The 11611-nt window shown below is 70.5% G+C and carries 6 protein-coding genes and 2 pseudogenes; 3 read left to right on the top strand and 5 right to left on the bottom strand.

All coding sequences use genetic code 11. The features are described from left to right. Positions 1–400 precede the first annotated feature (400 nt). Positions 401–646 (top strand): annotated as a pseudogene (locus tag ACZ6JY_RS40525) (ATP-binding protein); the annotation flags it as partial. 43 nt (positions 647–689) lie between these two features. Here ACZ6JY_RS40525 and ACZ6JY_RS40520 read toward each other — a convergent pair. Both ACZ6JY_RS40520 and ACZ6JY_RS40515 read right to left on the bottom strand, forming a co-directional pair. Further along, positions 690–1142, bottom strand: a complete 453-nt coding sequence (locus ACZ6JY_RS40520; protein ID WP_469204591.1) for a hypothetical protein — start codon at positions 1140–1142, stop codon at positions 690–692. A 120-nt stretch (positions 1143–1262) separates the two neighbouring features. Then, positions 1263–1847 carry a zinc-binding dehydrogenase gene (locus tag ACZ6JY_RS40515; RefSeq protein WP_469204593.1) on the bottom strand — a complete coding sequence of 195 codons (585 nt, stop codon included), beginning with the start codon at positions 1845–1847 and terminating at the stop codon, positions 1263–1265. A 457-nt stretch (positions 1848–2304) separates the two neighbouring features. Between ACZ6JY_RS40515 and ACZ6JY_RS40510 the strand changes: the two genes are divergently transcribed. Both ACZ6JY_RS40510 and ACZ6JY_RS40505 read left to right on the top strand, forming a co-directional pair. After that, positions 2305–2973, top strand: coding sequence for a TetR/AcrR family transcriptional regulator (locus ACZ6JY_RS40510; protein WP_469204589.1), 669 nt, complete (start codon positions 2305–2307; stop codon positions 2971–2973). Between the two features lie 527 nt (positions 2974–3500). Then, a pseudogene (locus tag ACZ6JY_RS40505) lies at positions 3501–3827 on the top strand (IS1380 family transposase); the annotation flags it as partial. Positions 3828–3990: 163 nt separating this feature from the next. On the opposite strand, the gene ACZ6JY_RS40500 reads toward ACZ6JY_RS40505, so the two are convergent. From ACZ6JY_RS40500 to ACZ6JY_RS40490, 3 genes are all read right to left on the bottom strand, one after another. Beyond that, entirely contained in the window at positions 3991–5049 is a 1059-nt protein-coding gene (locus ACZ6JY_RS40500; RefSeq protein ID WP_469204587.1) for a spirocyclase AveC family protein, read from the bottom strand. Positions 5050–5101: 52 nt separating this feature from the next. Continuing rightward, positions 5102–10921, bottom strand: a complete 5820-nt coding sequence (locus ACZ6JY_RS40495; protein WP_469204585.1) for a type I polyketide synthase — start codon at positions 10919–10921, stop codon at positions 5102–5104. A 41-nt stretch (positions 10922–10962) separates the two neighbouring features. Then, positions 10963–11611 (bottom strand): acyl carrier protein (locus ACZ6JY_RS40490; protein WP_469204584.1); only part of this gene is annotated, 649 nt, incomplete at its 5' end.

Raw genomic sequence — 11611 nt, 5'->3', positions numbered from 1 at the left:
CACGATCCACGGCCGCGACTGACGTTTCCCCACGACCCGACCAACGAGCAGACAAGCCGACGGTCACTTGATCAACAACTTCTGTTAGGACCTCTTAGTAGGTCAGTTTTGAGGCCAGTGGTGGGTGGGTTCTGACTCCAGTGGTGTCGGCTGACAGTTGATGTCGGTGAGCTCTGGCTCCACTGGGGGCCTCGTGGTGGGAGTATCGGGTGCATCGGCTAGCGCTGGGTGGCTCAAGTGCCCGTGTCGAAGGTCGAGTTGTACGCGGCGATACGCCATGACGCTCGGGTCGAAGGGCTGTCCAGCAGGGCTTGGTCGGCGAAGTACGGGGTGGGCCGCAGGACGGTGGCGCTGGCGCTGGAGTCGGTGTGGCCAGCGCCAGCGCAAGCAGCTTTCGCCCCGGATTTCGGCGGAGCTGCTGTTCCAGGTATTGACGGAGCGCGAGGAAAAGAACTCTGTGGCGATGGCTTCCAAGGAATTCTTCGGAGGGTGGACCAAGACGTTCACTGATCCAAGGCTCCGCGCGGCGATCGTGGGCCGCTTGACGTTCGGCGGCAACATCATCGAGACCGGCACCGACTCCTACCGTCTGGCCGCCACCCGCGCCCGCGCCGAACAGAAGGCCGCCGCGGTCGCCGCGGGCTGAAGAAGACGGCGCCGTCCTACGGGGCCGGGCACGTCGGCGCCCTTCACGCGGCCAGCCGGGCGGCTGAGCCGCCGGCCGCCGGCTCAGCCGCGCTCGTGCGCCAGCCGTACCAGCCCCGGCACAGCACGTAGGCCGCTAGGACGACCAGCACAAGACCCAGGTCGATCAGACCGGCCGTGCGCGCCTCACGTACGTCTCCCATCACCACAGCCATGGTGACGAGCGCGGCCTTCTGGCAGATGACCAGCTCCCACACACCCCGTTGGGCGCGCGGTGCTGCGGCGAGGAGGGCGAACACTCCGGCGAAGACCAGGTAGGCGGACGTGCGCCATCCCTCCACCCAGATCCGGGAATCGGGCGCGTCCTTCACGAGCGTGACGCCGTTGATGAACGCGACGATCGTCGCGAGCGTCGCGATGACGAGCAGCCAGCGGCCGATCGTGTCTGCCCGAGCTGTGGGGCCGCGACCGGTGGGCGCGGTGGTCTTGACCTGCATGGCAACCTCCTGTGTGTGGTGTGGGGCAGCGTTGGTTGGGGGTGGGGGTGGAGGTGCGGTGGGGGCCCCGGGTTCGTTGAGGACGGCAAGGCCCGTGGTGAGCTGTCGCCGGAGGATGAGCTACGGGTTGAGGACGACCTTGCCGGTGACGCGAGCGGAGACGTCGCCGCGCTGGAGGGCTGCGAAGACCTGGGTGAGGTCAGCGCGCAGGCGGGTCCTGAAGCGGTTCTTGGTCAGGGCGCGGCCGGCCCAGACGTTGAAGAAGTAGGCGCGGCGGCGGTTGGGCAGGGTGTTCCACAGCCAGATACGGCCGAGGAGCTTGAGTACGGGCCACTGCTTGGATCCCTCGTCGTCCCGGGTGGAGGCGGTTCCGTAGGAGACGAGGGTGCCGCCGGGTGCGAGGAGGCGCCAGGAGTCGGTGATGCCCTGGCCGCCGACGTGGTCGAAGACGGCGTCCACTCCGCCGGGAGCGAGTGCGCGGACTTGTGCGGGGATGTCCCCGGTGCGGTAGTCGACGGACTGACGCCCCGTTCGCGCAGTCCGTCGTGGTGCTGGGCGTAGGCGGTGCCGATCACCTTCAAACCTGCGGCCCGGGCGAGTTGGACCCTGACTTGGCCGGCACCCGGGTCGCCGCACGGGTGAAGGTCGGCGGCTGGGCCAGCCACGTGCTTGTCGACGCGGCTGACACCGTGGAGGTCCCAGCATCTGCCAGGCGGTGATGCCGCTGCACACCATGGTCTCGGCCTCCGCCGCGCCGATCCCCAGGGGCGGACGCCCTCGCCGGTCGCCAGGGCCGTGCCGACCGGATCAAACCGTAGCCGGGTACGAAGGGGAACGGCGGCTGGTCGTAGTACCGGCCGCGGCGCATCCGCTGCTCGGCGAAGGAGACCCGGTGGCCTCCATCCGTATCAGGACCTGGCCCGGCCCGGCGGTCGGTACGGCTCCGCGCCGGATCCGCAGCCCTTCGGGCTCGACTTGCCCGGGCAGGACGATCTCGATGAGTTCTTCGGTATGCACGGTGACCTCCACTGCGGTGTGCCGCTAGGGGCGTTCATGTTGGTTAGAGGTTATAACGCAAGTGTGTGAGAGGCAAGTACCTTCGTGATAGCCTCTAACTATATATTGAGAGAGTGCGGTTACGCGGATATGGAAGGTGCGGATCATGGCGGAGACGGACCCGACGACCCCTCGCGAGCGTTACCGCACCCAGGTGCGCGCGGAGATCAAGGAGCGCGCGTGGGAGCAGATCGCCATGGCCGGCGCGTCCGCGCTCTCCCTCAACGCGATCGCCAAGCGGATGGGCATGAGCGGCCCCGCGCTCTACCGGTACTTCGCCGGCCGCGACGAGCTGATCACCGAGCTGATCAGGGATGCGTACCAAAGCCTCAGAGACGCCTTCCGCGCGGCCGCGGCGGCCGACGCCGACCTGGCCGCACTGGCGCAGGCTCTACGCGGCTGGGCCCTGGACAACCCCCACCGCTACTTCCTCGTCTATGGCACACCCGTCCCCGGCTACCGCGCGCCGGACGACATCACCGGCATCGCCTCCGACATCATGGGGATCTTGCTCGACGCCGTCGCCGCTCTTCCTTCGGCCGCCGTCGCTGTGCCCCCGGCCGACCCCGCGACGCCCTTTGCCGCCCACCTCGAATCCCACCGCACATGGTCAGACGGCCACCCCGTCGCAGCCCCCGGCCTGCACCGGGCCCTGATCTTCTGGACCCGCCTGCACGGCGTCCTCTCCCTGGAACTCGCGGGTCACTTCACCGGCATGGCCTTCGACCCCGAGATGCTCTTCACCGCCGAACTGGCCGCCCTGCTCACTCCCTGACCGCGCCGCGACGACTGACCGCAGTTTCGGTCCGACTCTGAGCGACGACCGGCCGGCTGAGGAACTGGTCCCTTCCACACTGCTGCCGCAGGTACGGCTGACTGCGACGCCGACCTCGCCGTCCTCGCGGCGACCCGGCCTCCTACGCCGCCGCCGTCCGCGACGAGTACGCCTTCGTCCCCGCCCCCCGCCCCCCCGACTCCGCCGCCGGCGCGTCCACGCCCTGGTCGTGGAGTCTCACGACCGGCCGTTGTGATCGACCCGCTCCGCGCCCGTTCACCGATCCGCCTGCCGACGCGCTGCGGGCCACTTGCTGTCAAGTGCCTCTACAGGTCAACGGGTTGAAGCGAGGTAAGGCAAGTTAGCTCTCGATCGGTACCGGCGAGCGGGCGGTCCGGAGCGGGCTGATCTCCATGGCGCCTCGTCAAGCAGGCCGCCCCCACTCGGGCACCGCACGTGGCACATGAGCCGTCGTCCACGGGGCACTAGCCTCATCCAGCTTCAGCAGCCCCGTGAGAGGGATTCGCATACGGGTTCTCAATCGGCCGCAGCGGGGCCCGTCAGGTGGAGTCAGAACTGACCTGCAAGTGGCGTCAACCGTCACCTACGAAGCCACGTGCTTCGCCACCAACACGTCGGGTCGGCCGACCGCCGAGCTCGGGCTTCGTCACCGGCTACGCGCGAGGACGGAGGACCGCGTCCGGGCCGCTCGGGCCACCGCCCGCCTCCGGGAACCGCGCCGCCTGCGGTTCCGGCTCTTCAGCACGGCCGGACAGCTCGTGACCACCGGCCGCCGACAGATCCTCCGCCTGGCCCGGCACTGGCCCAGCCACATCACCACCGCCCCTGAGCAGTGGAACCCGGCGCTGCCCCGAGACGACACTCGGGCCCTCGGCCCGCACAGCCTCAGCCCACGGCACGCTCCCGCCCCATCTGCCCTCGGCACGGACATCGCGGGCCCCAACCGTTGCCGGTGGGGCCCGCGTTGTGCACTGGACCGGGAAGAGCGCGCCGGCGTCAGTACGCGGCGGCGGGGCGGAAGAAGCCCGGCAGGTCGTCGGGGGCAGCGCCGTGGTTCCAGGCGAACAGCACATGCCCGGCCACGTACGCGAGATAGGCCACGTTGGTGGCCCCGGCCACCGCCAGCAGCCGCAGCCAGGTGCTGTGCCGCCACGACAGATCAGTGACCCCGCGCTCCATCAGCCTCTCGCCCCGATCGTTCACCGAGAAGCGCAGCATGGCCAGGGCGGCGAAGTAGGCGCCCGCCACGACGAGTTCGTACAGCGGGAACTGGTACCAGGAGCCGCTGAACAACGTCAGCGCCGGAGTGGCGCCCGACCAGATGAAGAAGCCGAGCAGCGGGAAGAACGACTCCGACGCGGCGGTCAGCAGCACCCCCAGAAGGAAGGCGAACCCCACCAGCCGGAACCGGCGGATGTCGGGACGGCGGTTGGCCAGCCACTGCACGCCGGCGCCCACCGCGACGGCCGCGATCACGGTTCCCATCCCGGCGACGAGCGCGTGCAGCGGCATCTCCGCCTGCTGATGCGGCCCCGGCCCCTGCCAGCCGGGTACGTACGGTCCCCAGGAACTCGACGCCAGGAACTGGTTGGTGTTCACGGTGACCACCGGATCGAACCAGTTCACCAACGGGTCCTGCCAGGCGCTGAGCACGCAGCCGCCGACCAGCAGCAAATCGAAGGTCGCCCGCCCCTGAGCGCGCGAGTCCCGCACGTATTGGCGGGTCAGCAGCAGGACCGGCACTACCGTGCTGAGCGGCACGGCCAACCCGATCACCTGTCGGGTGGTGCTGAACTGGTGATCCCCGTCCGCCTTGTCGATGCCCGTGCCATCCGCCACCCAACTGGCCAGGACGTACACCTGCAACGCGACGAAGAACACCCCCAGGCACGCCCAGATCACCACCGGCGGAGGACGCCGCGCCCCACGGCGCGGGGCGGCGGGCGCCGGGCCGGGGCCCGGCCGCGCCCGCTCCTGCTCGGGCAGGGAGGGCGTACGTGCCGGATCCTTGGTGTCGTCAGCCTCCGGGACGGAGGCAGGGTGATTGCTGCTCATACTCTTCCTTTCGGGTGTCGGCGCGGATCGCGGAGTCGGCCGGCCGCCGCGCTCAGAACGTGGCGTCGAGCCAGCAGTCCACCGACTCGGCGGTGGCGGCGGCGTGTTCCTGCATGATGGTGAAGTGATCGCCGGCGACATCCTGGGCGATGTGCGGCAGTTCCCAGGAAGGCCGCCACTCTTCCCCGGACGAGGTGTCCGACATCGCGTCGGCGACCCGGTCGACGCCGCGGAGGCACAGCGTGGGCGCGGAGATCTCCTTCGGCGCGTAGTTCGAGAAGAGCCGCAGATAGCAGCCCATCGCGGTGAGCCGCACATCGTCCATGCGGAGCCCGTAGACCCGCTCCGTCTCGAACATGCCGTTGGCGAGCTCCCGAGCGACGGGCACGATGGCCGCGCTGCCGTACGTGTAGGTGTCGATGAGCACCACGGCAGCCGGCGGCGTCCCCATGGCCTCGAGGTGGCCGGCGAGCGCGTGCGCGACCAGCCCGCCGCCGGAGTGCCCGACGAGCACGAACGGTGCGTCCCCGGCGCACTCCAGGGTGATCTGCGCCTCGAAGTCCAGCAGCGCGGTCATGGACGCCGGGGTGTTCTCGCCCGCAGCGAACCCGGGCAGGGGAAGGAACCACATGTCCCGTACGCCACGGAAGTACGACGCGAAGCGCGCGTACTGGTTGGGGCTGGCCACGGCGGCCACGGTGGGCAGGCAGAACAGGCTCGGCCGCACCGCACCGCGCGCCAGGCGCAACGGGCGCGGCGCCGGTCCCATCTCCGCCACCGAGGCGAACCCGGGACGGAAGTAGGACGCCGCCCGCATGAGCTGCATGGCCCGTGGCACCTCGTCGATGTCGTGCGCGCGCCGGAACAGCGCGGCCAGTGAGTGCGGCCCGATCCCGGCGGCCTCCGCGTCCTCCGCGGCCTCCGCGTCCTCCGCGCCCTCTCGAGACTGCGGAACGCCTGGGGCCGCTGTGCCGTTCACCGCCGCGGCCGCCGGCCGCGCGCCGCCGCCCGCCGGGTCCGCGCCCGCCGGGTCCGCGCCACCCGGCTCGGCCCGCGGACCGGGGATGTCCAGCGTGGCCCGCAGGTGGCGGGCCATCGCCGAGGGGGTGGAGTGGTCGAACAGCAGCGTCGCCGGCAGCCGCAGACCGGTGTCTTTCGCCAGCCGCTTGCACAGGTCCAGCGCCGTCAGCGAGTCGAAGCCCGCCTCCAGGAATCCCTGCCCCGCAGTGATCGCCTCATGGGACGGGTGGCCGAGGGCGGCCGCGGCGTGGGTGCGGACCAGGTCGAGCAGGGCCGCGCTCTGCTCGGCGTCGGCCAGCGCGGCCAGCCGGTGCCGGAGCCGGGCCGGTGCGTCATCGTGCTCGGCGCCCGCCCGGGCGCTCCCGGCCCGCGCGGCGTCGGCCACCTCCGGGATGTCGGCGATCAGACGGCTGGGGCGGACGGAGGTGAACGCCTCGGAGAAGCGCCCCCAGTCCATGTCGGTGACCGTCACGAACGTCTCGTCGTGGTCGAGCGCCTGCCGCAGGGCCGCGACGGCCAGTTGCGGGTCCATCGCCCGCACCCCCCTGCGGGACAGCAGCTCGGCGGACACCGCCTCCGCCGCCATGCCGTCGCCCGCCCAGGCTCCCCAGGCGATGGACGTCGCGGTGAGCCCGATGCCGCGCCGAAGATGTGCCAGCGCGTCCAGGAACGCGTTCGCGGCAGCGTATCCGCCCTGATCGCCCCCGCCCCACACGCCCGCTCCGGAGGAGAACAGGACGAAGGCCGACAACGGCATGTCCCGTGTCAACTCGTGCAAGTGCCACGCCGCCCCGGCCTTCGGCCGGACGACATCCGCGAGACCGTCGACCGTGGCCGCGGCCACCGACGCGTAACTCCCCACGCCCGCCGCGTGGATGACAGCCGTGAGAGGATGCTCGGCGGGGACGTCTGCCAGCAGCCGGGCAAGGGCCTCCCGGTCGGTGGTGTCGCAGGCGGCGATGGTGACCCGGGCGCCGAGGGCGGTGAGTTCGGCGCGGAGTTCACCGGCGCCCGGAGTATCAGGGCCGCGGCGGCCGGCCAGCAGCAGGTGGCAGGCGCCGTCGGCGGCGAGCGCACGGGCGACGTGCGAGCCGAGGGCGCCGGTGCCACCGGTGATGAGCACCGTGCCCTCTTGGTGCCAGGACCGGCGCGCCGGCCGATCGGGCAGCGGGGCGCGGGTCAGCCGGGCGGCGAGGACGCCCTCGGCTCGTACGGCCAGTTGGTCCTCGTCGCTCCACGGGTGGGTGGCGCTGACGCCGGTGGTGGCGTGGCGCAGCGCGGCGGTGAGGTGGGGGAGAGGAAGGGAGGCGGAGGCGGGGAGGTCGATGAGGCCGCCCCAGCGGTCGGAGTGCTCCAGCGCCACGACCCGGCCCAGGCCCCAGACCATGGCGTGACCGGGGTGGGTCAGGGCGTCGGCTGGGCCGGTGGACACGGCGCCGGTGGTCACGCACCACAACCTGCCGGCGACATGGGCGTCGCCCAGGGCCTGGACCAGGGTGAGGGTCGCGGCCGTGCCGGCGGGCACGGCCGGCTCGGCGGACGACGGGCCCTCGGCCACCGAGAGCAGGGAGAGCACACCGGCGATGTCCTGTTCGGCGGCCATGGCCCGCAGTTGCTCGGCCAGCGTCTCCCGGTCGACGGCATCCGCGTCGACCCGCGTCACGCGCGTGGCCACGCCGAGACCGTCCAGCGCCCGAAGACATCCGGTCACCGCCGGCCCGTCGGCCTGGCCCGCGGGAACGACCACCAACCAGCCGCCGTCGGCCGCGGAAGCCGCCGGCGCGTCGGTGGTGGGCGCGGTGGGCGTCGGCAGGAGCTTCCAGGTGACGGCGTAACGCCAGGCGTCGACGGCGGACCGCTCCCGCTGCTGCCGGTGCCACGCGGACAGTACGGGAAGTACGGCGCCCAGGCCGGCCCGCCGCTCGGCGTCCTCCAGGGACAGCGCCTCCGCGACAGCGGCCAGGTCCTGCCGTTCGACCGCCTCCCAGAACAGGGCCTTCGCCCCGCTCTCGGCCACCGCCGGCCCCGAACCCGCCGCCGCACCATGCCCCTCCAACCAGTACCGCTCGCGCTGGAACGGATACGTGGGCAGCGCCACCCGCCGCCCCTCGGCCCCGTCGAACAGGCGGCTCCACGCCACGGGCAGCCCGTGCGCGTACGCCTCGGCGATCGAGGCCAGGAATCGGCCCGGCCCCTCCTCACCGCGCCGCAGGGTGCCGACGACGATGGGCTGAACGGCATCGGCACCCGAACGGGAATCGGCCCCGGAGGGATCCACGGCCGTGAGGACGTCGTGGATCGCGTGTGTGAGAACGGGGTGCGGGCTGACCTCGACATAGGTCCGGTGACCTGACGCGTCGAGGGCGCGCAGCGCGTCGTCGAAGCGGACGGGTTGGCGGAGGTTGTCGTACCAGTATCCGGCGTCCATGACGGGTTCGGTGATCCACTGGCCGGTCACGGTGGAGAGCAGCCCGATGGCGGGTGCGGCCGGGGTGACTGAGACGGCACGGATTTCGGTTTCGACGGTTTCGACGTGGGGGCTGTGGGAGGCGTAGTCGACGGGGATGCGGCGCGCGCGGATGTCGTGCTGGGTGCAGTGGGTGAGGAGTTGGTCGATGGTGTGGGGGTCGCCGGAGACGGTGACGTTGTGGGGTCCGTTGACGGCGGCGATGGAGAGTTGTCCGGGCCAGGTGGTGAGGTGGTGGCGGGTTTGTTCTTCGGAGAGGGTCAGGGAGGCCATGGCGCCGTGGCCGGCGAGTTGGGCGAGGGCTTGGCTGCGTAGGGCGATGGTGGTGGCGGCGTCGGTGAGGGTGAGGGCTCCGGCGATGTGGGCGGCGGCGATTTCTCCCTGGCTGTGGCCGATGACGGCATCGGGGTGAATACCGCAGGCCTGCCACATGCGGGCCAGTGCCACCATGACGGCGAACAGTACGGGCTGCACGACGTCCACCCGCTCCAGCGTCGGGGCGTCGGCGGTCTGGCGGAGCACGTCGGTCAGTGACCAGTCCACATGCGGGGCCAGCGCCTCCTCACACGCGGCGATCTGCTGGGCGAAGACGGGTGAGGTGTCCAGGAGATCGGCTGCCATGCCCGCCCACTGCGAACCCTGGCCGGGGAAGACGAAGACAATTTCGCCGGTGTCGTGGGCGACGCCGGTGATGACCTTTGCTGCTGGTTCGCCGGAGGCCAGCGAGCGGAGGCCGCCGAGGAGTTCGTCGCGGTTTTGGCCGAGCACGATGCCGCGGTGGTCGAAGGTGGTGCGGGTGGTGGCGAGGGACCGGCCGATGTCGAGCGGTTCGAGTTCGGTACGGTGGCGCAGGTGTGTCTGGAGGCGGGCCGCCTGCTCGCGCAGCGCGTTTTCGCCCTTTCCGGAGAGCAGCCAGGGCACTACCACGGGCCTGAGTACCACGCGTTCCGAATCCCGGTCGTTGGCTGTGTCGGACTCTTCGGTGCTGGGCTGAGGCGCTGCGGGAGGTTCTTCGAGTACGAGGTGGGCGTTGGTGCCGCTGATGCCGAAGGAGGAGACGGCTGCGCGGCGGGGGCGGTCGGTGCGGGGCCAGGGTTGGGGCTGAGTGAGGAGGGAGACGGCTGCGCTTTTCCAGTCGACGTGCGGGGTGGGTTCGTCGATGTGCAGGGTCTGAGGCAGCAGTCCGTGCCGCAGGGCCATCACCATCTTGATGACGCCGGCTACGCCTGCTGCGGCTTGGGTGTGGCCGATGTTGGATTTGAGTGATCCGAGCCATAGGGGGTTGTCGGTGGTGCGGTTTTGGCCGTAGGTGGCCAGGAGTGCTTGGGCTTCGATGGGGTCGCCGAGGGTGGTGCCGGTGCCGTGGGCTTCGACGGCGTCGATGTCGGTGGGGGTGAGATGGGCGTTGGTGAGGGCTTGGTGGATGACGCGTTGTTGGGCGGGGCCGTTGGGTGCGGTGAGTCCGTTGCTGGCGCCGTCTTGGTTGATGGCGCTGCCGCGTACGAGGGCGAGGATGGGGTGGCCGTTGCGCTGGGCTTGTGACAGTGGTTCGAGGAGGAGCATGCCGGCGCCCTCGGCCCATCCGGTGCCGTCCGCGCCGGCCGCGAATGCCCTGCACCGCCCATCCGGTGACAGCCCCCGATGCCGACTGAACTCCACCAGACCGAACGGTGTGGACATCACTGTGACGCCGCCGGCCAGGGCCATGGAGCACTCTCCGGTGCGCAGGGCCTGGCAGGCCAGGTGCACGGCCACGAGGGAGGACGAGCAGGCGGTGTCGATGGTGACGGCCGGGCCTTCCAGCCCCAGAGCGTAGGACAGCCGACCGGAAGCGACACTCCCCGCGGTTCCATTGCCCACATAGCCCTTGAGGTCTTCCGGAACGGTCTCCGCCCGTGCGGCGTAGTCGTGGTAGATCACGCCGGCGAACACGCCCGTGGGGGTGCCCTTGAGCTGGGTCGGATCGATTTCTGCCCGCTCGATCGCCTCCCAGGAGGTCTCCAGCAGCAGTCGTTGCTGCGGGTCCATCGCCAGCGCCTCGCGCGGCGAGATGCCGAAGAAGCCCGCGTCGAAGTCGGCCGCGTCATGCAGGAACCCGCCCTCGCGGACGTACAGCGTGCCCGGGTGGTCGGGGTCCGGGTCGTACAGCTCCGCCAGATCCCAGCCGCGGTCTGTCGGGAACCTCGCGATGGCGTCGGTGCCCGCCGCGACCAGATCCCACAATGCCTCCGGAGACGCCGCTCCCCCGGGGAAGCGGCAGGCCGTCCCCACGACGGCGATCGGCTCCTGGTGCCTCGACTCGGCCTGCACAAGGCGCTGCCGCGTCTCGTGAAGGTCGGCCGTCACCCACTTGAGATACTCCACGAGCCGTTCTTCATCCGCCATCTGCAATCAACCCCACTCCGCATGTCAGTAGCTCTTCGGGATCAGCTGGTGGTGCGACCGAGCTGCTTGTCGATGAATTCCAGAACCTCGGTGGCAGACGCCGCGTGGATCCTTTCGGATACGGCACTGACGTGAGCTTTTTCCTGTTGGCCGATCAATTTCGCGAGAATTCCTTGCAGTCGCGTACTCACCGTTGTCCGGTCCTCTTCCGCGTCGAGCGACGTCGCGGCTTCCTCCAGCGCGTCGAGCTGATCGAGCAGCCGTACGGCAGGGCTCTCGGCCTCCGGGAAGAGTTGGGTGTGGAGGTGGTGGGTGAGGGTGGTGGGGGTGGGGTGGTCGAAGAGGAGGGTGGCGGGGAGTTGGAGCCCGGTGGTGGTGGTGAGTCGGTTGCGTAGTTCTACAGCGGTGAGGGAGTCGAAGCCTGTTTCGGTGAAGGCGCGGTCTTTGTCGATGGCTTCGGGGTGGGGGTGGCCGAGTACGGCTGCTGCGTGGGTGCGGATGTGGTGGAGGAGTGTGGTGAGGCGTTGGGTGGTGGTGAGGCCGTTGAGGGTGTGCTGAATCGTGGTTTTGGTATTGGTGGTGCGGTTGGGGTGGCTGGTGTGTTTGGTGTGGGTGGTGGTGAGGTTTTGGAGGAGTGGGGGGAGGGTGTTGGTGGTGGTTTGGTGGTGGAGGGTGGTGTGGTTGAGGTGG

The sequence above is a fragment of the Streptomyces sp. NPDC046335 genome (assembly GCF_055587985.1).
The sequence above is the reverse complement of the archived record's forward strand: the minus strand, read 5'-3'. Positions and strand labels throughout refer to the sequence as shown.

Coding starts and splice junctions, on each gene's coding strand:
- ACZ6JY_RS40515 (WP_469204593.1), bottom strand. CDS start 1,847: ATGCTGGGACCTCCACGGTGTCAGCCGCGTCGACAAGCACGTGGCTGG.
- ACZ6JY_RS40510 (WP_469204589.1), top strand. CDS start 2,305: ATGGCGGAGACGGACCCGACGACCCCTCGCGAGCGTTACCGCACCCAG.
- ACZ6JY_RS40520 (WP_469204591.1), bottom strand. CDS start 1,142: ATGCAGGTCAAGACCACCGCGCCCACCGGTCGCGGCCCCACAGCTCGG.
- ACZ6JY_RS40495 (WP_469204585.1), bottom strand. CDS start 10,921: ATGGCGGATGAAGAACGGCTCGTGGAGTATCTCAAGTGGGTGACGGCC.
- ACZ6JY_RS40500 (WP_469204587.1), bottom strand. CDS start 5,049: ATGAGCAGCAATCACCCTGCCTCCGTCCCGGAGGCTGACGACACCAAG.